Here is a 22,956-nt window from a genome sequence, read left to right as displayed (position 1 = left end):
CGTCCGCCGGTCTGCACGGCGCGGATCTCGTCGGGCCACGTCCGGGCGGGGCCCGTTATGCGCCCGGCGCAGTGCGCGCCTAGCGTGGACCCATGATCCGGTTCGAGCAGGTCAGCAAGGTCTACCCCGACGGCACGGCCGCCGTGGACGGCCTGACCTTCGAGGTGGCGGAGGGCGAACTGGTCACCCTTGTGGGCCCCTCGGGGTGCGGAAAGACGACCACGATGATGATGGTCAACCGACTGATCGAGCCCACGTCCGGACGCATCCTGGTCGACGGCGAGGACATCTCCGCCGTCGACCCGGTCAGACTGCGCCGCCGCATCGGCTATGTGATCCAGCAGGTCGGTCTCTTCCCGCATCGCACGGTCCTCGACAACACCGCGACCGTGCCCTCCCTCCTCGGCTGGAAGAGGACGAAGGCCCGTGCCCGGGCCGCCGAACTCCTCGACCTGGTCGGGCTCGACCCCACGACGTACGGCGCCCGCTATCCCGCGCAGCTTTCCGGCGGCCAGCGTCAGCGCGTGGGCGTGGCCCGCGCCCTGGCGGCCGATCCACCGGTGCTGCTGATGGACGAGCCGTTCGGCGCGGTCGACCCGGTGGTCCGGGAACGGTTGCAGAACGAATTCCTCAATCTGCAGGCGACGGTCCGGAAGACGGTCCTGCTGGTCACGCACGACATCGAGGAGGCGGTCCGGATGGGTGACCGCATCGCCGTGTACGGGCAGGGCTGCATCGAACAGTTCGACACCCCCGGAGCCGTACTCGGTACACCCGCCACCGAGTACGTGGCACGGTTCGTCGGCGCCGACCGCGGGCTGAAGCGACTCTCCGTGACCCGGATCGAGGCGGACGACCTGGAGCAGCCGGAGGTCGTGCGCCTCGACGAGCCTGCCGGTCCGGCAGGGGCCCGACTGCGGGCCGGGAACGCGAGCTGGGCGGTGGTGCTCGGCCCCGAGGGCGATCTGCACGGCTGGGTCTCCGCGGAGGCGCTGTCCCTCGCGGGCGAGCAGGGCACGGTCGCCGATCTGGCGCGGCGCATGGATGCCTGGGTTCCGCTGGGCGCTCCGCTGAAGCAGGCGTTCAGCGAGATGCTGCAGTATGACGCGGGGTGGGTCGCGGTGGTGGACGGGACCCGATTCGCAGGGGTGCTGACACCGGCGGGACTCCACGAGGCGCTGCGCCGTTCGGTGGACGCGGACGCGCAGGGCGTGGCGCGCGGCCAGGTGGACTTCGATTCGGTGTCGGACACCTGAGGGAAGGGGTCCGCCCCGCACGCACGTCGCGCCCGTCGCGCACGAAGCACACGTCGTGCTCGCTCCCATCCAGACCTCGCGCTCGCTCCCATGGCCCGGAAGGCGGGCCGCCGGCCGGGCGCGATCGGTGTGAGGACGGGCGTTAGGGTGAGCCCGTCGGCGGCACGTCCGAGGGGCACGTCGCGCGGCCGACTCCGGCGGTTCGAGGAGGCTCGGCATGGGACACGCAGGAGCCCGGACATGGCGCACGTGCCGTGGGATCGCCGTCGTCTGGGCATTCCACCTCGTGCTGTGCATCCTCGCGTTGTGGTGCGTCGGCGCCCGGTGGGAGCCGGCCCTGCTGATCGGCGCGAGCACCGCAACCGCCGTCACCCTTTGGGGGCTCGTGGCGGATGCCTTCGCGCACCGGCGCTGGATGAGGCACATGGCCGAAGCCGGTGTCTTCGACGCACCACCCCCGCCGGCCGAGGAGGCCGGCATTGAGGCTTCCGAGGTGTCACCCGATGCAGAGGGCCCGGAACCCGAGCAGTCACTCCGGTGGGATGTGTGGCTGAAGGGACGGCTGGGCCGGACTCCGTTCTCGTTGGTCAGGTCCGACGGGAAGGACCTGCTCACGATCGGCGACTGGGAGGCCGTGATCGGCCCCGGAACGGCGGTACGGCACAAGCAGCGTGTCCTGTGGATGACGCTCACCGTCGACCATCCCGGCCGGGCCCGCTTCACGCGCCGATACCGGCTGCCGTGGCTCCTGCAAGTCGCGCCGCTCTGGGAAACGACGTACGACGACACCTCGGCCGAAGCCGACGACGCCGGGCTGGTCCTGACTCATCTCCTCGGTGGCACCTCGGACTGGATCACGGAATCCGTCCCGCGCCCGCCGTACTTCTGACTTTCGCCCCGCGTCCTCGGCAGCAGCCCCTCGGACTCCAGATACTGTCTGGCGACGTCCTCGGGCAGGCGGCGCCGGCTGTCGACCTCCTCGTTGAGCCTGGCCAGGTCCGCCGTGGTCAGGACCGAGTTGAGCTTGTCCAGGGCCTTGGTGACGCCCGGGCTTCCCGCCCGGGCGCGGTTGACGACGGGCACGACGTAGTCGGCGTTCTGGAGGTGCCTGTCGTCGTCGAGCAACACGAGGCCGAACTCGTCGAGCGTCGCGTCGGTCGTCGTCGTCAGGACCATCTGGTCCTTGCCCGACTGGACGGCCTGCTTGGCCTGGGTGGTGCCGACGCCCTTCGGGTCGATCGCGGTGACGTCGATTCCGTACGTCTTCCTCAGCCCGGGGGCGCAGTAGGGGCGCTCGACGCACTCGTCACCGGCGGCGAGGCGCACGGGCAGCTTGGAGCGTCCGAGATCGCTCAGGGTCTCCAGGTGGTGCCGGTCGGCGAACGTTTTCGTGACGGCGAAGGCGTTCTGGTCGACGGCCTTGCCCGGGGGGAGGACGTCGATGCCGCGGGGCTCCGCGAGGGAGCGCAGTGCAGTCATGGTGGCGTTGAGGTCGGGCGAGCCGACCGCCGGCGCCTTGGGGCCGTTGTCCCTGGCGTTGAGCCAGTCCGCGAACGTGGCCGCGTACTCGGGCACGACATCGATCTGACCGCTCTCCAGGGCGGGTTCGTAGATCTCGCGATTGGTCACTGAAATGATCTTCGTGTGATATCCGGCGTTCTCGAGGAGCAGGGAGTACATCTGTGCCAGCAGATCGCTCTCCGTGAATCCGGCGGAGCCGATGGTCAGATGTCTGCTGTCGCCGGGTGACTGCGTCACCTCTCCCCGGTTCTCCAGGGAAGGTCCCGTGGTGCACGCGACCAGGGCCAGCAGAGGGGCGGCGGCGAGGAGCCCCGGGAAGCGACTCGGGACGAGCTGCCTCATCCGGCCTTCCCCCGTACCCCCTCCGGGGACAGTCGCTCCACGATCTCGAAAACCGCCTCGACCAGCAGCGCCAGGAGGGCCACGAGGACCGCCCCTGCAACGACCTGGGGGGTGGAAGCGAGGTTGAAGCCCGCCGTGATGATCCGGCCGAGACCGCCGCCCCCCGCGAGTGCGGCGATCGTCGCTGTGGCGACGAGCTGGACGGCGGCGATCCGTACACCGGTGAGGATCAGCGGTGTGGCGAGCGGGAGTTCCACGCGCAGCAGCATCTGCGTACCGGTCATACCCATCCCCCGGGCAGCCCGTACGACGTCCCGGTCCACGCCGCGCATCCCGACGTACGCATTGGTGAGCAGCGGTGGTACGGCGAACAGCACCAGCGCCACGATCGTGGGCCAGTCTCCCCATGTGCCGATCGGGCTGAGCAGCAGCAGGACGAGGACGGCGAAGGTGGGCACCGCACGGCCGACGTTGGAGACGTTGACGGCGAGCGCGCCGCCCTTGCCGAGGTGGCCGAGCACGAGGGCGACGGGAAGCGCGATCGCACAGCTGATCAGCAGACCGACGGCGGTCAGGTACAGATGCTGTCCGAGCCGGACCCAGACGCCGTTGGCGCCGGACCAGTTGGCGGAGTCGGCGAACCAGTCCCAGGTCTGGGCGAGCGTGTTCATGCGGAGGCCCGTCCGCTCTGCTTCATCCAGGGGGTCAGCAGCCGCTGCACGCCGAGGAGTACGACATCGGCGGCGACCGCAATGGCGACGCAGAGTACGGACGCGGTGAGCACCTGGGCCTTGAAGTAGGTGTTCATCCCCGAATAGATGAGGTTGCCGAGTCCGCCGAAGCCGACGATCGCACCGATGGTGACGAGCGAGACGGCGGAGACCGTCGCGATCCGGAGCCCGGCCATGGCGGCCGGCAGGGCGAGCGGCATTTCGACGGTGAGGAGCAGGCGCACGGGCCCGTACCCCATGCCCCGCGCGGCCTGCCGGGTCTCCTCGGGCACCGCGCGCAGTCCGGCGAGGATGTTCCGTACCAGCAGGGTGAGCGAGTACAGGACGAGACCGGCGATGACGAGCGACGCGGACAGTCCGTACAGCGGGAGCAGCAGGGAGAACATCGCGAGCGAAGGAATGGTGTAGAGGATCGTCGTCACTCCGAGGACGGGACCCGCGGCCCACCGCCAGCGCCGGGCCATCACGGCAAGAGGTACGGCGAGCAGCAGCGCAAGAGCCACCGAGATCAGGGTCAGCTGCAGGTGCTGGAGCACCGCGTCCCAGAGGATCTCGCGGCGGGTGGACAGGTACTCACCGCAGATCCAGTCGTTGCGCGCGAGACAGTCGTCGGGAGTCGCGGCGGGCACCCGAGTCACGGTCACCCGTTCATTGCAGCCCGGGAGCCGGCCGCCGCGCGCGTTGTGCTGGCCTGTTCGTGTGGGGCTACCCGCCCGCGTACTGCCCGGCGAACTCCTCGGTCGGCGCGATGGAGGTGATGACGTCGATGAGCACACCGTTGGGGTCGGCGACGATGAAGTGCCGCTGCCCGAAGTCCTCGTTGCGCAGTTCCAGCTCGGGCCTGAGCCCGCCGAGGACGACGAGGCGCTCCCACTCCGCATCCACGTCCGCCACCTCGAAATTGAGCAGGAGCCCGGTGACGGGCCTCCGGTACGCCTCGGGGAGCGTCGGGTGGGTGTGGTCGAGGAGCGCAAGCTCGTACGGCATCGCGCCCGGACGCTTCAGGCTGACGTACCAGTCGGCCTCGAACGTCGTCTCGAACCCCATCGGACCGGTGTAGAACTCGCGGGACTCCTGGAGCCTCGAGGTGCAGATCACCGGATAGAAACTGGTCAGCACAACATCCACCCTTCTCGCGTACCATCGGTATGCGAATCAGGCTATTCGCATACCACCGGTATGTCAAAGGAAGGAGCAGAGCGCGATGGCGCAGACCACCCGGGCTCAGCAGCGGGAGCAGACCAGGCAGGCACTGCTCGCCGAGGGCAGACGTCTGTTCGCGACGGTGGGCTACGGCGAGGTCGGGCTCCCGGAGATCGTCGGCGCGGCGGGGGTTACCAAGGGCGCGCTCTACCACCACTTCGACGGCAAGGCCGATCTGTTCAGGGCCGTGCTCGAACAGGTGCAACAGGAGGTGGCTCGACGGGTGACGGCAACGGCGGAGACCGAGGAGGAGCCCTGGGCACAGCTGATCGCGGGCTGTCAGGCGTTTCTCACGGCAGCCACGGACCCGGAGCTGCAGCGCATCATGCTCGTCGACGGTCCCGCGGTGCTGGGCTGGAACGAGTGGCGGGCCCTCGACGAGGCGAACTCCGCCCGCCATCTGGAAGAGGCGCTGACCGCGTTGATGGAGGACGGCACCATCGCCAGGCAGCCCGTCGCGCCGCTCACCCATCTGCTCTCGGGTGCGATGAACGAGGCAGCCCTGTGGCTGGCCGCCTCGGGTAGCCCCGGGGATCTGGCCGACACCCGGGCCGCCTTGTCACGGATGCTGGAGGCGTTGCGCGTGCGGGATCCGCAGCACCGTTGAGCCTCCCCTGGCCCCCGAAGGGGTGGCCGCGGGTGTCACCACTCCGGGCGCTGCGCGATGTCGAGTACTTCTAGGACATGATCAACAATCTGACTCGTGGCGCTGTGGTCGCCACCCTGGGATGCCTCCCTCTTGCCCTGCCGGCATCGGCCTCCGCCGTGGCCACTCCCACGCACGCCGCCATCGAGTGCCCGGACGCCTATGTGTGCATCTACCCGGAGATCAACTTCGGAGGGCAGCCGTGGGTGCGGCGGGCTGCCGACGGAAGCGTCAAGGACCTGCCCTCCGAGATCCGTGACCGCGGCAGCTCGATCAGGAACAACTCCGACCGCACCGCACGGGTCTACGAAAAGCGGAACCATGCCGGCCGCTGGGTGTGCGTGACCCCCAGCGGAGGCTCCATCCACGACCTCCGGTCCTACAACCTCAACGACCAGACCCGCTCGCTGAAGATCAACCGCAACGACTGCGGCTGACACCTCTCACGAAGTCTCCGGGCCCCGTGACCGAGGCGGACGCTTCGGCCGTGCAGTGGGTGTCGGTCCGGCACCTGTCGTACTGCCGGTTCCCGCGGCACCACCGCCCGGGCGCATCGGCCGGGGTCCGGGGATAGCGTGGAAGAACGGCAACCGGCAGGTGACGCCATGACGAACAGGACCTACGACGCCATCGTCGTCGGAGCCCGGTGCGCCGGTGCACCATGCGCAATGCTGCTGGCCCGCCGGGGCCACCGGGTCCTCCTGGTGGACCGTGCCCACTTCCCGAGCGACACCGTCTCCACGCACCTGATCCATCCGCCGGGCCTGGCGGCCCTGGAGCGCTGGGGTTTGCTGAGCCGAGTGACCGCCGGTGATCTGCCGGAGATCACGACCTATTCCTTCGATCTCGGGCCGCTCACCCTGGCGGGCTCCCCGGCCGGGTGCGGGTTCTCGGGCTCGTACGCACCACGCCGCACGGTCCTGGACAAGGTCCTCGTGGATGCCGCCGCGGAGGCGGGCGCCGAGGTGCGCGAGAGGTTCTCCGTCGAGGAGCTGGTGACCGAAGGCGAGGGTGCGGACAGGACCGTGACCGGGATCCGGGGCCGCGAACACGGCGGCCCTCAGGTGACGGAGCACGCCCGGGTGGTCATCGGCGCGGACGGCGCCCACTCGTTCGTGGCCCGGATCGTCGACGCGGACTCGTACGCCGAGAAACCGAAACTGCAGACCAGCTACTACACCTACTGGTCGGGGCTCGGCCTCGAGCACTTCGAGGCATTCATCCGGCCCGACCGTGCGTTCGCGGGCTGGCCCACCAACGACGGTCTGACCCTGCTCATCTGCGGCTGGCCGATGCGTGAATCCGAGGCGAACCGGACCGACGCCGAAGGCGAGTACCTGGCCACCATCGCTCTGGCCCCCGCCCTCGCCGAACGGACCGCCTCGGCCACTCGCGTGGAGCGGCTCTTCGGGGCCGCGGTCCCGAACTACTTCCGCACGCCGTACGGACCCGGCTGGGCACTGGTGGGGGACGCCGGCTACCTCAAGGACTTCATCACCGCACAGGGCATCCAGGACGCCTTCCAGGACGCGGAGCTGTGCGCCCGGGCCGTCGACGAGACCTTCACCGGACAGCGCCCCTTCGAGGAGGCCATGCGGGACTACCAGGAGGCCCGCGACGGGCGGGTGCGGGAGATGTACGAGTTCACCGCCGACTTCGCCCGCCTCGACCCGCCGACCCCGGAGATGCAGCAGAGATTCGGCGCCATCGCACAGCGGCAGGAGGCGATGGACGGCTTCGCCCGGGTGATCGCCGGGGTGACCACTCCCTCGGCGTTCTTCTCCGACCCGGCCCTGACACCCGCGGCGGGCTGAGCGGCGCTCGCCGCGGCGGCAATCCTCCTGCCCAGGCCCGCCGCTGGTCGGCGGGGAAGCCCGTCGCCTCCTCGCCTCGGAGCACGAGCAGCGCGCGGAGGCACGAGCAGCGCGTCGGCGGTCTTCCCGCACCGCCGTCGGGGCCATGGGTCACGACGGCGGGGTCCTCCCTGAAGCGGCGTTCCGTCCAGGGAGGGGCCGCCCCGACTTCCGGCCGTGACCACCCGGCACACGCCGGCCGAACCGCCCCGGGACAATCCGGTCGAAGGCGATGGTCCGGTCGAGGGGAGCCCCGGGGAGCCCCCATGCCGCCTCCGTTGACGACGTGCGGTGTCGCTCAGCTCAGGAGCTTTTCCTTCGCCTTCTGGAACTCCGCCTCCGTCAGATCGCCCTTGGCCTTCAGTTCGGAGAGCCTTGCCAGCTCGTCCCCCGTGCTGCCGGTCTTGGCGGTCTGCCGTATGTACGAGTTGAAGGCCTCCTGCTGCTCCTGCGCGTGCTTGATCTCGCGCCTCCCCATGTCCCGGCCGCGCACGATCACATAGACGAGCACGCCGAGGAACGGGATGATCAGCACGAAGAGCAGCCATGCCGCCTTCACCCATCCGTTCATGTCGTGGTCGCGGAAGATGTCCACGATGATCCGGAAGAGCAGCACCAGCCACATGACCCAGAGGAAGATCCACATCACGGTCCAGAACGCGCCCAGCACCGGATAGTCGTACGCGAGGTAGACAGTTCCGTCCATCGCCGTCCTCCTGCCGTTCCCGCGGACGCCGGAGGTCGGTCGTCCGCTCGCCGTCAGTGTGGGGTGGGGCCGCGGCGGATCCCTCACCCGGCAGGGGTGAATCGGTGCGTGCGGCCACGGACCCCTGCGGGGCCCGGTCCCGCCGGGCCGTGTCGGTGCCGCGCACAGTCGCCGGGCTCGATCACGATGGGCGGGCCGTGATGCCTTGTGTACTGGTGGGTGATGTATGGCGGACGAAACGGTGTCCGGGCCGGGGGGCGATCCCGTTGTGGGTGCGTACGCCAGGGAGGATGCATGAGCGGCGGAAGTGCCTGGGCCGGTGTTGCGGTGGCGGTGGCCACCGGGGGCTATGCGCTGATGTCGAAGCGGCTGGCGGCCGCCGCGATCACCGCGCCGATGGTGTTCACCGGCTGCGGCGTGCTCATCGGACCGGTCGGGCTCGGCATCCTCGACCCGGAGCGGGACGCGGGCCCGATCCTCGTTCTGGTGGAGGCGGCGCTCACCCTGGTCCTGTTCACCGACTCCGCCGAGCTTCGCGGCCGGGATCTGCACCTGGGCCGTCTGCTGTCCGTCCGGCTGGTGACGCTCGGTCTGCTGCTGACCCTTGCGGCCGGGTGCCTGTTGGGGTGGCCGCTGCTGCCCGGGCTGACCGGCTGGGAGCTGGCGCTCGTCGCGGCGATCCTCGCGCCGACCGACATCGCCGTGTGCAGGGCGGCCGTGGCCAACCGCCGCGTCCCTGCGCCGGTGCGCCACGGCCTCACGGTCGAGACCGGGGTCAATGACGGCCTGGTCCTGCCGTTCTTCCTCCTCTTCCTGGCCGCGGTGTCCGGCACGGCCTCGTCGGAGGAGGGTCTGGTGGGCATCTTCTGGCGTTCGCTGGTCCTCAGCGCGGCACTCGGCCTCGCCGTCGGCGGTGCCGGCGGCCGGCTTCTGCGCCTGGCGCGGAAGGCGGACTGGGTCAACCGGGAGTGGAGCCAGGCAGTGGTGCTGGCGGTGGCACTGGCGTCGTACACGCTCACCGCAGCCGTCGGCGGCAGCGGATTCGTCGCCGCCTGGACCGCCGGCTTCGCCTTCGCCGCGCTGTTGCGGCGCGGGGCGCCGCCCAAGGACTCGGGGGAGCACGGTCATGGCGCCGACCTGCCCTCCAGGTTCACCGACAGCATCGCTTCCCTGCTTGCCGCGATGAGCTTCCTGGCGTTCGGCGCCGTCATGCTGGGGCCCGCGCTCCAGCACCTCGACTGGCGGGTGGCGGTCTACGCGGTGGTCAGCGTGGCAGTGGTACGTCCGGTGTCGGCCGCCCTTGCCCTCGTGGGCAGCGGACTGCGGTTGCCCACGGTGGCGTACGCCGCATGGTTCGGACCGCGGGGGCTGCCCTCATTGGTCTTCGGCCTGCTGGCGGCGAAGGAGCATGTACCCGGTGCGCGCACACTGCTGGAGGTCGTGGCCGTGACCGTGGCGCTGAGCGTGCTGCTGCACGGGGTGTCGGCCCTGCGGCTCAGTGAACGGTACGGGGCATGGCACGAGAAGGCGGCCGCGCGCGATCCGGGGCTGCGGGAGGGTCCGGCGTCCCCCGAACAGTCCCGGAACCGCTGAGACGGGCCCGGCGTCCCGGCACGGGTCACGGGTCACGGGTCACGGGTCACGGGTCACGGGTCACGGGTCACGGGTCAGCCGGACGGGTCGGGCAGCCGTCGCATCTCCACGACGTGCAGCCCCACGTCCTGGAAACGCGCAAGCAACCCGTACAGATGGGCTTCGTCCGTGACCGGGCCGTACAGGACCGTCTCCTCGGGCACCTTCGCCTTCTCCAGCTCGGGAAACGCACCGGCGACAGCCGTGGACAGATGACCGGAGACGCGGAACTCGTATCGCATGCCGACACTTCCCCAGGGACCAGTACCTCTTCGTGCCGCAGGGGCCTCTTCGTGCATCCTGCGCGGGTACGGGGGGCGGCGCATCACCCGGACGAGGTGAGCTGCCGGAAACGCATCACAGCAGACCCGCCTCGCGGGCACGCCGTACCGCCTCGCTGCGGCGGGACACGGACAGTTTGCGGTAGATGCTCTTGAGGTGGGTCTTGACGGTGTTGACGGACAGGAACATCTCCGCGGCGATCTCCTGTGTCGACATCATCTGTGCCACATGCCACAGCACTTCCCGTTCCCGGCTGCTGATGTGCTCGATGAGGGCGGGACAGCCGTCGACGTCCACCGGGCGTTCGGTCAGCCAGGTGTGCTCGGCGGCGAGCGCGGGCGCATGCGCGAGGAGATGCCTCAGCCAGGGACCGCTCTCGCTGAACGGAGCACGCAGGAGCTGCGGGCGTGCGGCGTGGAGGGCCTGGCCGAGGAACACCGCCGCTGATCCGCCGTCCTCCTCCAGCGCCGCGGACTGGGCATGGAGGAGCCGGGCGCGGACCCGGTCGTTGGGGCCGGAGCATGCTTCGTCGACGAGGGGGGCGAGCAGCCGGCGGGCACACTCACCGTCCCCGGCCGCCAGATGGGCGGCTGCCGCTACCACGGCGTGCCCGGAGCCGACCCGGGGCGCCTCGCGCAGTACGGCGAGAGCCGCTGACGGGTCTCCACGGGCGATGTGAACGGCAGCGCGGGCCACGGCGAGCCGGCCCGCTGCCTCGGTGCCGCCGGCCGTGCCGCCCTGGGCTGCTGACGCCTGCACGGCGTCGAGGGCCCTCAGGGCAGCCGCTGTACGGCCGTGGGCGAGCTCGAGACGGGAATCGAGGACGGCGGCCTCGACGGCGCCCATCGGATCGAGACCGGGGCTGCCGGAGGCCGCGGCGGCGTCGAGGTGGCGCCGTGCCCCCTGCAGGTCCCCTCTGTCGGTGGCGACGGCGGCCAGCGCCAGTTGGCAGAGCCCGGTGCGCTGATCGGCCGGGATGCCGTGTTCCTCGGCGGACCTCAGGCCATCCCGCGCATGGGCTTCGGCCTCCTGCAGCAGGCCGTCGACCGCCTCCGTCAGGGCCAGGGCACCCAGGCAGTGGTAGCGGACGGTCCGGGTCCGTCCCTCGGCGCCGGCCGCCAGGGCGGCGGCGAAGGCCTCCCGTGCCGCGGCGCGCCGGCCCGCGGCGAGTACCGCCCGGGCACGGCCGTAACGGCACAGGGCCTCGATCTCGGGTTGCTGCTTGAGCTGGGCCGGGGGAACCAGCGCCATGAACTCGCGCACCTCGGCGTCGGCGTCGGAGCCCGCGCCCCCGTCGGTACCCCAGGCTTCGTCGGTCCTCCCCTCACGGTCGTCCGTGCCGGCGTGGGTGCCCGCGGCCCGGTCACCGTCCGTGCCGTGGTCCGTTTCCGGGTCGGGGCGCCTGTCGGCTTCCGGGTCGGCGGCTGCGCCGGTTCCTGCGTCGGCAAGCAGCCGCAGCAACGCATGGGTGAGCCGCAGTTCAGGAACCGCGCCGTGAGGACCGGGCATTCCCACGCCCAGGAGCTGCCTACGGCTCTCCTCGCCGTCACCGCGGGCGAGGGCGCAGGCGGCCGCGACGAGTGCCGGCGCGTCGCCGGGCAGGCCGGAGGGCATGGCCCGGAAGAGCCGCTCGAGACCATGGCTGTCCGGTCCGGTGAGGATCCGGCCGATCGCCAGCCGTTCGACGAGGAGGGTTGTGGCGTACTCCCATTCGTCCGCCTCGACGGCGTGTTTGAGTGCCTCGGTCAGCCGGCCCTCGTCGGCCAGCCAATGCGCCGCACGACGGTGCAGGTCCGCCCCGAGCTCAGGGGCACGACTGCGCAGATGGGCGCGGAGTACCTCGGCGAACAGCGGGTGGCTGCGGTACCAGTCGCTGTCGTCGATCGGCTCGACGAAGGCGTTCTCGCGGGCGAGTCGTGCGAGCACCGCCTCGCCGTCGTCGCGTCCGGTGAGGGCATCGGCGAGATCGGGGTGGACATGGGCGAGGATGCTCGTCCGCATGAGCAGATCCTGGGTGGGGGCCGGCTGGGCGTCGAGGACCTCGGCCATCAGGTAGTCCGCCACGGCGTTCTGCGACGCGGCGAAGGAATGGGCGAAGCGCTCGGCGTCGTCGGTCCGTTGCATGGCCAGGGCACACAGCCGGAGTCCGGCGGCCCACCCCTCGGTGCGCTCGGTGAGGGCGTCGATGCTCTGCTGCGTGAGCGTCAGTCCGTGGGTGTTCAGCAGTTGCACGGCCTCGCGCCGTGTGAACGCCAGCTCCGACCGGCGGATCTCACAGATTCGGGCCTCGGCACGGTAGCGGTGCAGCGGGAGTGGCGGATCCACACGACCGGTGAGAACGAGCCGCAGGGAGGGCCCGGCATGAGTGAGGACGAACTCGAGATCCGCGGCCACCTCGCGTGCGGCGCACCGCTCGAGCCCGTCGAGTACGAGGACGACGGGCCGGGGCAGCTGGGCCAGCGCGGACGCGATCCTGACGATGAGGGAGTGGTCGACGTCGTTGGCCCTGGGCGGGCTGACGACGCCGTCGGGCAGCGGGACGCAGTGGTACCGGAAGGCACCGAGGACGTACGACCAGAACAATCCCGGGGCGTTGTCGTCGCTCTCGAGCGTGAGCCAGACGGCGGGATCCGAGGCGGCCCGCGAGCGCAGCCAGGAGGCGGCAAGAGTGGTCTTGCCGGCCCCCGCCGGGCCGGTGATCACGGTCAGCGGGCCCTGAGTGCCTTCGGTGAGCCGGTCGAGGAGACGCTTCCTGGCCACGAAAGTGGGCGGCGGTGCGGGTACCGCGAACTTCGCGGCCAGCAGCGGATCCCCGCCCGGGTTCAACTGGTCGTCATCGGCCATGGCCTTCCACCGTCGTAGGGTCCCGTTGTCCGGTCCACTGACGGGACCATGATCCCAGCGCCCCGGCATGATCGCCATTGACGCCGGGTGGGACGGCCTGCCGGGAAGGCCGCGGGGCCGACGGCCGTACGGGCTGGGAGGCGATGCGCGCCGCACGGTAGTGCAATGGCCATAGGTGACATCCGACCGGAGGTGCCATGAACGCGGACGGCGGAGACCGGCTCCGTACCCGGCGCTGGGCCGCGCGGCTGGCGATCGTGGCAGCGGTCGTGGCCGTGGCGCTTCTCGTCCTGGTCGCGGGACTCAGGGGCATCGGTCTGGTGGCGGTTGCGGTGGCGGGGACCGCGGTGACGGCCGCAGCGTTGTGGTGGGCGCTGACCCGGCGAGGAGCGCTGCGGGCCTGCGCGATCGTGCTCGCGGTGGCGGTACCCGTGGCGGTGATCTGGCTGCAGGTCGCCTCGGGGCTGTTGTGGCTGCTGGCGCTCTGCCTCGCGCTGGGTGCGCTCGCGGCTGCTGCCGGCTGGGAGGCTCTGGCGGAGTACGGGCCCAAAGCGCAGCCCGTGGCCGAGGCTCCCCGGCCCGAGAGCCCCTTCCTGATCATGAATCCCCGGTCCGGGGGCGGAAAGGTGGGGCGGTTCGGCCTGAAGGAAAGGGCCGAGAGTGCCGGGGCCCGGGTCGCTCTGCTCGATTCGACGCGTCGTATCGACGTGGGGGCGCTCGCGCGTCAGGCCGTCGCCGACGGGGCCGATCTGCTCGGGGTGGCGGGCGGGGACGGCACCCAGGCCCTGGTGGCGGCCGTCGCCGCGGAGCACGGCATCCCGTTCCTGGTGGTCCCGGCCGGGACCCGGAACCACTTCGCGATGGATCTCGGGCTCGACCGCGACGACCCTTCCGCGTCCCTGGATGCCTTGACGGACGGCGTCGAGCTCCGGGTGGATCTCGGTCTCATCGGTGAGCGGGTGTTCGTCAACAACGCGTCGTTCGGGGCGTATGCGGCGGTGGTGCAGAGCGATGCGTACCGCAACGACAAGGTCCGCACCACGCTCGACCTGTTCCCGGACGTGCTGACGCACCGGGCCGGGCCGCTGCTCACCGTGTGGGCGCCGAGCACCTCGATCGACGCTCCGCAGGCGGTGCTGGTCAGCAACAACCCCTACCGGATGGGCGACTGGGCGGCGCTCGGGCGCCGGGACCGGCTGGACTCCGGTGAGCTCGGCCTGCTGTGCATCAAGGTCGACAGTGCAGCGGAGGCGGCGGACCTGCTGCGCGGTGGCAGGGCTCCCGGACTCACCGTGGTCACGACCCGCGAGGTCGTCGTGGACGCCGAGGCACCCGAGGTGAACGTGGGACTGGACGGCGAGGCGCTCACCCTGCCCACGCCCGTGCGCGTCACCGTCAGGCCGGGCGCGCTTCGGGTGCGAGTGCCTCGCAACCGGCCCGGGGTGCCCCGCGCCCGGCCGCGACTGAACTGGCGCAGGTTGGCGATGCTGGCGCTGGCTCGGTGACCAGGTCCGGGATCCGCGCCGTCATGGCACAACGGTGGAGCCGCCGGGATCGGGCTGCCCGGAACCGCCCGCCCGGGGCGCACGGCTCCCGGGTCCGGACGCGAACGGGGGGCCCGCTACCGGGAACCCGGGAGCTGCGCCGTGGCCCTGCGGTCGCCGGCGTCGAAGTGGGCGAGGGCGAGCGCTCCTGCGTGCAGTGCTTCCGCCAGGGGCCGGCGGAGGTGGTCCTCCAGACCGCCGACCGCCTCGGCGACCTCGTCCACCACGTCACGCACGATCTCGGCGGCCACGAGCTCCGGAGATGTCCGGGGACCCAGCTTGCTGACGGCGGACGCTGCCCGTGCCGGGGTGAGGAGCGCCGCCACCTGTGCGACGAGCCAGCCGGGGACGCCGGCGGCGCCACCCGCCGGCGGCCGGTAGGGCAGGGAGCCGTCGAAGCGCTCGTCCTCGGCGAAGGCCGGCTGTTTGAACTTGGCCACGGGACGCGCCACCGGCGGGCCGTCGGCCCCGTCCGTGACCCACCATTCCCCGGCGGGTCTGAGAACCAGCCCCTCCGCGAGATTCCCGGGCAGGGCGGGCAGCCCCAGCAGACCGGGCAGCCTGGTGGGGAACACCGGTGACAGCTCCTGGACCTGGGCGAGTGTCCCCTGCGCGAGAAGCGGCACGCAGCGCAGACCGGCGCCGCCGGCCGCCTCCCGCAACGCCCGGTCGGAGACCCAGCACACACCGTCGGCGGTTCGGACCGTGGCGTCGAACGGCAGCCAGAGCAGCTCCGGCGCATACCAGACCCCGGTCTGTACGGGATCCGCACCCGGCACGGGGGCGACATCCCGATGCGGGTAGCGTCCGCCCGCCAGTTCGCCGTACACCGTCACGGCGGAGGAGGCCTCGGCGCCGTAGCGGCGGCGGAGCGCCTCGGCGCACCGGTTCGCCGCGACCGCCAGTTCGGGCCAGATCCGGCCGACGCCGAAGAACTCGTCCAGACCGCTCTCCCCCAGCAGGTCTCTGCGTTTGGCCGCGTGAGCCCCGGAACTGTCGCACACGACGGCGAAGTTCGCCCCGTGGACCTTTTCCAGTGCGACCCAGTTCCGGACCCGTGCGCTGCCCAGCCGCGCCCCGGCAGGAATCTTCGGATACGGCGACCAGTGGCCCTCAGCCATGGTCACCGCCGTGCTGGTGCTGCTCGGGCAGACGGCTCTCCGGGTGCACCCACGGCAGCACGTTGTCGAGCCGCTCGTTCCTGAAGAACGCGAGCACGTCCCGGTCCGAGTGACGCAGGCTGAAGTGGGTCAGGACGAACAGGGTGTCCGGGTGGTCCTCCACCAGCGGCCGCAGCCGGCTCCAGACGGTGTGTCCGACCCGGTCCGCCCGCTCGAGCTCGGTGTCGTCGAGGAAGGTGCACTCGGTGATGACCACGGGGTACTCGAGGAGCCACGGATTGCGCTCGAACACGCTGACGTGCGTGTCGCCGAGGAACGCGAACAGGGGGCGGCGCACCTCCTGTTCGACCGTGACGCCGTCCGCTCGACGCTGCGCGACGATCCGCCCGAACTCCGCACCCCTGCCTTCCTCGACGAGCGAGCGCCGCAGCTCCTCGTACTCCGGCAGGAGCGCCTTGCGGCGCTCGGCGAAGGCATATCCCACGCAGGGCACCTTGTGGTCGCACTCCACCACCCGTACATGGTGTCCACGGCGCCCGAACGTGAACTCGTCACCGTCCCTCACCCCGTGCAGGCGACAGGTCCCTGCGAGAGCCGGATCGAAGGCCGGGCCATGGTTCAACTCGGCCGACGCACGCAGATAGGACTCGGCGTACGGCACGGCCGGGGCAGGCAGATGGATGACGGCTCCGGAAGCCTTGGACGCGAGATGGTCGAGGTCCTTGGAGTGGTCGTGATGGGTGTGGGTGAGGAAGACGGTGTCCGCCTGACGTCCTTCGCACAGTCCGGCGTCAAGGCTGCACCGCAGCTCCGGGATGTGGAAGAACGTCTTGTCATTGGCGCGGGAGTATCCGGTGAGTGTCAGCTCGGTGCCGGGTATCCGCCATGTCTTCCACTGACGGAACGGATGTCCGCGCTCCAGACGCTCGGGGTGGTCGGCCTGCCGGGCCGGGGCCTGCTTCATCGGTGCCTCCGTCGACAACCGTTGGGGCAGCGGTTGTCCGACCGCCGTGATCAGGTGAAGGTGCCCGATCGTAGCGGTCGGCCCGCTCGCGGTGCGCGGCGTTTTCCGCGTCGCTTGCCCGGCTCCGGACGCCCGGCGAGCGGCGGGCCCCAACCGAACGCCCGTCAGGCGGGCTTGGTGTCCGTTGATCACGACGGGTTCCCCGTTGGGCAGCACAGGGGCCGCCACTGCGGTCCGGCAGACGACCGCTCCCACAGATGCGTCCCTCGCCGAACGGCGGGCCCGTCGCCGTCCGTCGGTGGCCGACAAGGCGATCGCGGGGTTTCCGCCGTCCCGCGCCCTGCGTTCGACTGCGCGGCGACGGCGCTGCCGTTGCGGCATGTTCTGCAGCCGGGCGCGTGGCCGTGCGTGGGATCGGCAGCAACCGGGCGGCCGGGAGCCACTCCGGCGCACCCGGCACAGACGGAGCCGCACCGGCCCTTGCGCCGGCCGGGCGCCACCGACGGAGCGGACGGACCCGGGTCACCACTCACGCAGGACGACCGTCCCCCACCACGGCCGCGCATACGGTTCGGTCGGTCCGACCAAGCGTGCCCGGCCGTGCCGGGCACCGGCACCCGGGCGTCTGCGGACCGGCAGCCCGGCCCTGCCACAGGACCTGACCTCCTTTCAGCCGGCCGATGTGTGCCCGGCCGACTGTCCGCGTGGGAGCCGGGCCGCCCGTTCTCCCAGAAGCAAAGTCGTCCCCTCCAGCCTCCAGGGAGCATCTGTCGGGCCGTCAGGCTGCCCCGTCGCGGTGATCTGTCGGCCCGTCAGGCCCCGCCCCCCATGCGGCGAACGGCGCGCGACACGACACGACCACCCATTCGCCATATTAATCTGATATTCCGTCTTTAGGACTACTGCGCCCCGTGCGACCAGTACGAATGGCTCGACAGGAATCCGGGGAGCATCCGCCCACTCGTTCCGGACCGGCCGTCAGGGCCCGGTGAGCTGCTTGTCTTGAGCTCTCGAGCGCGGCGTCCCCGCCAGGACAGCACGTCCTGCCCCGCGCTCCTCGGAAGTGGTGAAATGCGCAGAGCACGTGTTCTCGCCGGTGGCGCCCTGGCCGTGATTGCCTGCGGTCTCCCCGCTGCTGCCGCGGTCGCCGACGAGTCCGATGTCCGCGTCAGCCCCTATGTGGCTCCCCCGGGCTCGACCATCACGGTCACCACGGCGGAATGCGGCCCGGACGAGCCGTACGCCAAGGGCCAGGCGGAGGTCGGCGGCCAGATCAATCTGACCGAGAGCCGTCGCGAGGGAGAGCTGGCGGGCGAGTTCACCGTTCCCGAGTCGGCCGAGGACGGCATCTACTCGATCACGGTCAAGTGTCCTCCGGGCATCCGCATGGAGACGAGCTTCGAGGTCGCCCGCCGGCCGAACGGACCGGTGCGCGGTGGCTTCGGCGGCACCGGCGGGCTGATGAACAGCACCGAGATCGCGGTCGGATCCGCGCTCGTCGCCACTGCGATGGTCGGCGGTGTGATCGTCATGCGGCGTCGCGCCACCGGCGGTTCCGCCTGACCGGCGGACTCCGGAACCGCCCGGATCTGCCGCCTCCGCGCGCCCGGACCGAAACGCGCAATGCCATGACACGCATGCGACCACGCAACCGCTCCGGCCCTCTCGGGCCGATCAGGACCCTCGCCGTCATACTGCTGATCGGTGCCTATGTGCTGATCCAGGGACTGCGCGAGGAGTCCGCCCCGCAACCGTCGCCCGCCCAAGCCCTGGCCCCACCAGGGCCGGTGGGGCCGGTCCCACCGGCCGTCCGGCACCCGCCGCAGCGCGGATTGACCGGCCCTCGGTCCCTCGCCGTCCCGGTCCGGCTGCGCATTCCCGCCATCGGCGTCAACGCGCCGATGACGAAGCTCTCGCTGGACAAGTCCGGAACGCTCGAGCTGCCGTCCGCGGGGAGGGCGGGTATCGCGGGCTGGTACGCCAAGGGCCCCGCCCCCGGGGAGGCCGGTACGGCCGTGGTGGCGGGCCATGTCGACACCCCCACCGGCCGCGCGGTCTTCTTCGCCCTGGGCCGCCTCACCAAGGGAAGGACCATCGAGATCACCCGCCGGGACAAACGTGTCGCGGTGTTCACGGTCGACGCGGTCGAGGTGTACTCCAAGAAGAAGTTCCCCAGCGACAAGGTCTACCGCAGTACCGCCGCCCCTCAGCTGCGGATCATCACCTGCGGTGGCGGGTACAGCAAGGCCGCCGGATACCTCGGCAACACCGTCGTCTACGCGTCCTTGACCCGCACGCGATAGGGCACGCATGGTTCCGCCGGGGACGACGAGGAGGCCGTCGGTCTCGGCGGAGCGCCGGAGGCAACGGTGGGTGCTTGCGGCGTCGAGCCTCGCCCTGGCCATGACGTTCGTGGACGAGACGGTCGTCGGGGTGGCACTCCCCACGATCAGGGACGACCTGGGGATGAGCGTATCGCTGTCCCACTGGGTGCCCAACGCATACATTCTCGCCTTCGCCTGCCTGGCCGCCGCAGGGGGCAGGTTCGGCGATCTCTTCGGGGCCCGGCGGATGTTCATGCTCGGCACCACGGGCTTCGCCTTGGCTTCACTGTTGTGCGGGCTCGCGGACAGCGGCAGCACACTCGTGGTGGCGCGGGCGGTCCAGGGTGCCGCCGCGGCCGCGATGCTTCCCCAGACCATGGCGGTCATCACCAACGCCTTCCCGCCGGACCGGCTCGGCAGAGCCATCGGGACGTACGTCGGCAGTGCCTCGGTCGCCCTCGCCGCCGGACCCCTGCTCGGCGGCGTGCTCACCGAGAACCTCGGATGGCGCTCGATCTTCTTCCTGAACCTGCTGCCCGCGGCGGCCGTTCTCCTCATCGCGTATGCGGCGGTCGGCCGGCGCCCGGTCGGTGCCGCACCGGGCGGCTTCGACGGCTGGGGCCTGGCCACCTCGGTCGCCGGTCTCGGGATGGTGGTGACCGCCGTGATGCAGTCGGGCGGAGAGGGGTTGCCCGCCGGGGCGCTTCTTGCCCTGCTCGGCTGCGGGCTGGCGATGCTGGGCGCCTTCGTCCGCATCGAAACCCGGCGCAAGGTGCCCCTGGTCGATGTGGGCCTCCTGGCCGACCGGCGGTTCCTCGGATCGGCGGTCATGGTCTTCTGCGCCCAGTTCAGTTTTCTGACGGCCGTGGTCTACGGGGCCGTCTATGTGCAGGACTCACTCGGCCTCGGCCCGTCGGCCGCCGGTCTGGCCATGCTGCCCGCCATGGTTCCCACGGTGGTCCTCGCTCCCGTGACCGGGTCGCTGGCGCGGCGTTTCGGCGCCCGGGCACTGACAGTGGCCGGCGCTGTCGGAGGAGCGCTCGGGTTCGCCCTGATGGGCGCCGCTGTCGAGAGCGGCGACTACTGGCCGTTCGGCGCTGCCCTGCTGATCTGGGGCGCGTCGATCCCCCTCGTCTACAACCCGGCCATGTCGGTCGCCATGACCGCTCCTCCACCGAACCGCCGCGGCGGAGCGTCCGGGCTGCTGGAAATGTGTCTTCAGGTCGGCGGAACCCTGGGCACGGCACTCATCGGGTCCACGCTCGTCCGCGGCCACTCCGGGACGGCGCCCCTGCCGGGCGGAGCGTTCGCTCCCGGCTTCTACCTCACGTCCGCGGTGCTGGCCGCCGGCGCAGTCGTTCAGACACTGCTGATCGTCTCCCGGCGCAACGGGCGGCAGGCCGGGAGGCGGTGACGCGCGTGCCTGAGGAGTGCACGCCCCGGGGGGCCGTGGCCGCGGAACCGACCGGCCCGATCGCGGACGGCTGCGCGGCCCGTCCCTGCCGCCGGCGCGGCTGGGACGGGCCGCCCACCCGCTCGTGCTCCACAGCGGTGGAATGACGTGGTCCACGCACGGCGTCCGCCGCGGTACGGCACGGCCGTGGCCGTTGGAGCGGTCCGGTCAAGCCGGCCGGGGCGGCCCCGGGGAGGCCGCGCTCGGCTGCTCCCCGGGACCTGCGGGACCCCTGAGACCCGTGGGACCCGCATGGACAGGTACGCCTAGAAGGTCAGGTTCCAGGCGTCGATCCTGCCGGTGTCCTGGGAGGCCAGGTCACGTACACGCAGCTTCCAGGTGCCGGCCGCCACCTCGGAGGAGGCATTCACCGTGTACGTCTTGGCGACGTTGTCGGTGCCGTCGTTGTTCGGGAAGTCCTCGAGTGTGTACACGGTGCCGTCGGGGGCCACGAGCGAGAGCACGAGGTCACCGCGGTAGGTGTGCTTGATGTCCACACCGACCTTGAGGGCCGCCGGGGCGTTGCCACTCACACCGGTCACGGTGATCGGGGACTCGACCGTGGTGTTGTCGGCGACGGCGACATCCGCGGTGTTCTCGAAGTACGCGCCGGGCGGCGGGGTGCCACCGACGGCCTTGAGCGCATCGACCTGGCCCTCTCCGAAGAAGGCGTTGTTGCCGGTCGTGCCTGTGCACCGGCTGTCGGAGGGGCAGGCCGTGTCGGTGGCCTGTGTGGCCAGCTTGGCCCGGAGGTCCGCCGGCGTGTCGGTGGGATTGGTGCTCGCCAGCAACGCTGCCACGCCCGCGACGTGCGGGGAGGCCATCGATGTGCCGTTCATGTTCCCGTACTTGCCGCCGGGCAGCGTCGAGTAGACACCGGACGCACCGTCGCCGCCCGGGGCCGCGACGTCGATGATGTTCCGGCCGAAGTTGGAGTACGAGGCCTTGACGCTGCCGTTGCCCATGGCCGCGACGGTCACCACGCCCGGCAGTTCGGTCGGGATGTCGATGCAGGCGTTGGTGATGGTACGGGTGACCGGGGTCGAGTCGTTGGGGCTCTCGGTGTCGGTGCGCTTGTTCGCCAGGTCGTAGTTGGCGTTGCCCGCGGCCGCGACCTGCAGCGAACCCTTCCTCTCCGCGTACTCCTGGGCGCGCTCGACCCCCTCGATGATGGCCGCCTGGTCCACGTTGTCCGGGCAGTTGAACTGCCATGGATCGGTGTAGTAGCTGTTGTTGGTGACCTTGAAGCCGTGGTCACCGGCCCACATGAAGCCGCAGATCGTGTTCTCGGCGAAGAACAGGTTGGAGTTCGGTTCGGCGATCCGGACGGAGGAGATCTTCACACCGGGGGCAACGCCGATGACGCCCTTCCCGTTCTTGGCCGCGGCGATGGTGCCCGCGACATGCGTACCGTGGTCGTCGACGTCGCGCCAGGCGCCCGGCCGTGTGTCCGCCTTGCCGTAGGCGCAGGAGGCGGAGTCGGCTGCGTTGAAGTTGGGAGCGATGTCCTGGTGCAGGTCGTCGACGCCGGTGTCCAGGACTCCGACCTTGACGGCCGAGGAACCGGTGGTGACGGCCCACGCCTTGTCGGCCTTGATCTGGGTCATGTCCCAGCGGTTGGACTCGGTGAGGGTGGTCGTGGCCTGCCCGGGGGTGGTCGGCAGCACGGGGTTGTACGCGTCGGCGGGAATGTCCGAGGTGCGAGTGGCCCCCACCTGCTGCACACCGCTGACCGCACGCATCGTGCCGGCGAAGGACGTGGACGCCGAGTGCGCCACGATCACGCCGATCGCGTCGTAGTGTGCGAACACCGTGCCGCCGTTGTTCGTGATCGCGGTCCGCACCGCCGAGGTGTCGCCCGGCGCGGTGATGACCAGATAGGCCCGGATGCCCGCGGCCCACGAGGCCGTCGGCGCCGAAGGTGCGCTCGGAGCGGCCTGGGCCTGTCCGACGGGGGTCACGAGTGCGACGGCCGCCCCGAGAGCGGCAGTTGCCACGACCGAGCGTCTGAGCCGGCTGGATATGAGGCTGAGCAAAACGTCCTCCAGAAGCCCGGTGGCGCGGGTGGCGCCGACCGGGCCGAGTGTGGGAAGTGGTGGACGCAAGATGTCAGACTCCGGCCCGCATTGGGAAGAGTTTGATCACACAAGTGGGCCTCGCCGAAGGATTGTTGGGCACGGATGCTTCGCGCGAGGAGGGAGTGTGCCGCCGCGACCGCGACTGCGGTGGTGCTCCCCCGGTGAACATCCCTGATCCGGCCGGGCAATCGGACTGACGGCGCCTCACCGAGGAGCATGACGTCCGGCTGGACGGATCAGGGCGAACTCGGTCGGCCGACGGCGGAGCTCGTGGCCCGGGAATTCGCGCGGGGCGCCTGGCTGATCGCCCAGCACGCGGTCCGGCAGCTCGATGTACGGCACCGGGCGGCCGAGTTGACGGAGCGAGCCATGGTGGCGGGCGGCGACGGCTCGCGTGAACCGGTCTGCCTTCGCGACCGGGTGCCGGTGAACGACGGACGCAGGCAGATCTGCGGC

General features: G+C 71.0%; 20 protein-coding genes. 10 read left to right on the top strand and 10 right to left on the bottom strand.

Annotated elements, in window-relative coordinates:
* Positions 1-92: 92 nt before the first annotated feature.
* Positions 93-1,256: an ABC transporter ATP-binding protein gene (locus tag AC068D_RS26795; protein WP_478825628.1), complete on the top strand. Its 1,164-nt coding sequence runs from the start codon at positions 93-95 to the stop codon at positions 1,254-1,256.
* Between the two features lie 217 nt (positions 1,257-1,473).
* Positions 1,474-2,145 carry a hypothetical protein gene (locus AC068D_RS26790; RefSeq protein WP_478825627.1) on the top strand — a complete coding sequence of 224 codons (672 nt, stop codon included), beginning with the start codon at positions 1,474-1,476 and terminating at the stop codon, positions 2,143-2,145.
* Here AC068D_RS26790 and AC068D_RS26785 read toward each other — a convergent pair.
* The 4 genes from AC068D_RS26785 to AC068D_RS26770 form a co-directional block, all read right to left on the bottom strand.
* A complete protein-coding gene (locus AC068D_RS26785; protein ID WP_478825626.1) occupies positions 2,082-3,119 on the bottom strand; it encodes an ABC transporter substrate-binding protein in 1,038 nt (345 codons plus the stop codon). The genes AC068D_RS26790 and AC068D_RS26785 overlap by 64 nt on opposite strands.
* Positions 3,116-3,790 carry an ABC transporter permease gene (locus tag AC068D_RS26780; protein WP_478825625.1) on the bottom strand — a complete coding sequence of 225 codons (675 nt, stop codon included), beginning with the start codon at positions 3,788-3,790 and terminating at the stop codon, positions 3,116-3,118. Before AC068D_RS26780 ends, AC068D_RS26785 begins: the two co-directional genes overlap by 4 nt.
* Positions 3,787-4,488, bottom strand: coding sequence for an ABC transporter permease (locus AC068D_RS26775; RefSeq protein WP_478825781.1), 702 nt, complete (start codon positions 4,486-4,488; stop codon positions 3,787-3,789). The genes AC068D_RS26780 and AC068D_RS26775 overlap by 4 nt, the downstream gene beginning before the upstream one ends.
* Before the next feature lie 67 nt (positions 4,489-4,555).
* Positions 4,556-4,969 (bottom strand): VOC family protein, encoded by a 414-nt coding sequence (locus tag AC068D_RS26770; protein ID WP_478825624.1) that lies wholly within the window; start codon positions 4,967-4,969, stop codon positions 4,556-4,558.
* Positions 4,970-5,054: 85 nt separating this feature from the next.
* Here AC068D_RS26770 and AC068D_RS26765 point away from each other — a divergent pair, with 85 nt between their 5' ends.
* The 3 genes from AC068D_RS26765 to AC068D_RS26755 all read left to right on the top strand — a co-directional run bounded on the left by AC068D_RS26765 (position 5,055) and on the right by AC068D_RS26755 (position 7,513).
* Positions 5,055-5,660 carry a TetR/AcrR family transcriptional regulator gene (locus tag AC068D_RS26765; protein WP_478825623.1) on the top strand — a complete coding sequence of 202 codons (606 nt, stop codon included), beginning with the start codon at positions 5,055-5,057 and terminating at the stop codon, positions 5,658-5,660.
* A gap of 77 nt (positions 5,661-5,737) precedes the next feature.
* Positions 5,738-6,136: a peptidase inhibitor family I36 protein gene (locus AC068D_RS26760; RefSeq protein WP_478825622.1), complete on the top strand. Its 399-nt coding sequence runs from the start codon at positions 5,738-5,740 to the stop codon at positions 6,134-6,136.
* 168 nt (positions 6,137-6,304) lie between these two features.
* Complete coding sequence (locus AC068D_RS26755) at positions 6,305-7,513, top strand: NAD(P)/FAD-dependent oxidoreductase (RefSeq protein ID WP_478825621.1); 1,209 nt, start codon at positions 6,305-6,307, stop codon at positions 7,511-7,513.
* A gap of 337 nt (positions 7,514-7,850) precedes the next feature.
* Here AC068D_RS26755 and AC068D_RS26750 read toward each other — a convergent pair whose 3' ends face one another.
* The gene (locus AC068D_RS26750) at positions 7,851-8,258 is read right to left on the bottom strand and encodes an SHOCT domain-containing protein (protein WP_478825620.1); all 408 of its coding nucleotides are present in this window, start codon (positions 8,256-8,258) and stop codon (positions 7,851-7,853) included.
* Between the two features lie 294 nt (positions 8,259-8,552).
* Here AC068D_RS26750 and AC068D_RS26745 point away from each other — a divergent pair, with 294 nt between their 5' ends.
* Complete coding sequence (locus AC068D_RS26745; RefSeq protein WP_478825619.1) at positions 8,553-9,851, top strand: cation:proton antiporter domain-containing protein; 1,299 nt, start codon at positions 8,553-8,555, stop codon at positions 9,849-9,851.
* 74 nt (positions 9,852-9,925) lie between these two features.
* On the opposite strand, the gene AC068D_RS26740 is transcribed toward AC068D_RS26745, so the two are convergent.
* Both AC068D_RS26740 and AC068D_RS26735 read right to left on the bottom strand, forming a co-directional pair.
* Positions 9,926-10,132, bottom strand: a complete 207-nt coding sequence (locus AC068D_RS26740) for a hypothetical protein (RefSeq protein ID WP_478825618.1) — start codon at positions 10,130-10,132, stop codon at positions 9,926-9,928.
* Positions 10,133-10,247: 115 nt separating this feature from the next.
* A complete protein-coding gene (locus AC068D_RS26735; RefSeq protein WP_478825617.1) occupies positions 10,248-13,016 on the bottom strand; it encodes a winged helix-turn-helix domain-containing protein in 2,769 nt (922 codons plus the stop codon).
* 197 nt (positions 13,017-13,213) lie between these two features.
* Between AC068D_RS26735 and AC068D_RS26730 the strand changes: the two genes are divergently transcribed.
* Positions 13,214-14,521, top strand: coding sequence for a diacylglycerol/lipid kinase family protein (locus AC068D_RS26730; RefSeq protein ID WP_478825616.1), 1,308 nt, complete (start codon positions 13,214-13,216; stop codon positions 14,519-14,521).
* 116 nt (positions 14,522-14,637) lie between these two features.
* Here AC068D_RS26730 and AC068D_RS26725 read toward each other — a convergent pair whose 3' ends face one another.
* Together AC068D_RS26725 and AC068D_RS26720 are read right to left on the bottom strand one after the other, a co-directional pair.
* A complete protein-coding gene (locus AC068D_RS26725; RefSeq protein ID WP_478825780.1) occupies positions 14,638-15,681 on the bottom strand; it encodes an RNA ligase family protein in 1,044 nt (347 codons plus the stop codon).
* Positions 15,674-16,645 carry an MBL fold metallo-hydrolase gene (locus AC068D_RS26720; RefSeq protein WP_478825615.1) on the bottom strand — a complete coding sequence of 324 codons (972 nt, stop codon included), beginning with the start codon at positions 16,643-16,645 and terminating at the stop codon, positions 15,674-15,676. The genes AC068D_RS26725 and AC068D_RS26720 overlap by 8 nt, the downstream gene beginning before the upstream one ends.
* Positions 16,646-17,716: 1,071 nt before the next feature.
* Here AC068D_RS26720 and AC068D_RS26715 point away from each other — a divergent pair.
* The 3 genes from AC068D_RS26715 to AC068D_RS26705 all read left to right on the top strand — a co-directional run bounded on the left by AC068D_RS26715 (position 17,717) and on the right by AC068D_RS26705 (position 20,383).
* Complete coding sequence (locus AC068D_RS26715; RefSeq protein ID WP_478825614.1) at positions 17,717-18,208, top strand: hypothetical protein; 492 nt, start codon at positions 17,717-17,719, stop codon at positions 18,206-18,208.
* A 74-nt stretch (positions 18,209-18,282) separates the two neighbouring features.
* Positions 18,283-18,948 (top strand): class F sortase, encoded by a 666-nt coding sequence (locus AC068D_RS26710; RefSeq protein ID WP_478825613.1) that lies wholly within the window; start codon positions 18,283-18,285, stop codon positions 18,946-18,948.
* Between the two features lie 100 nt (positions 18,949-19,048).
* Positions 19,049-20,383, top strand: a complete 1,335-nt coding sequence (locus tag AC068D_RS26705; RefSeq protein ID WP_478825612.1) for an MFS transporter — start codon at positions 19,049-19,051, stop codon at positions 20,381-20,383.
* 305 nt (positions 20,384-20,688) lie between these two features.
* On the opposite strand, the gene AC068D_RS26700 is transcribed toward AC068D_RS26705, so the two are convergent.
* A complete protein-coding gene (locus AC068D_RS26700; RefSeq protein WP_478825779.1) occupies positions 20,689-22,383 on the bottom strand; it encodes a S8 family peptidase in 1,695 nt (564 codons plus the stop codon).
* Positions 22,384-22,956: the final 573 nt, after the last annotated feature.

The organism is Streptomyces sp. NPDC043861, assembly GCF_056435905.1.
This window is presented reverse-complemented; position numbering and strand designations above follow the sequence as displayed.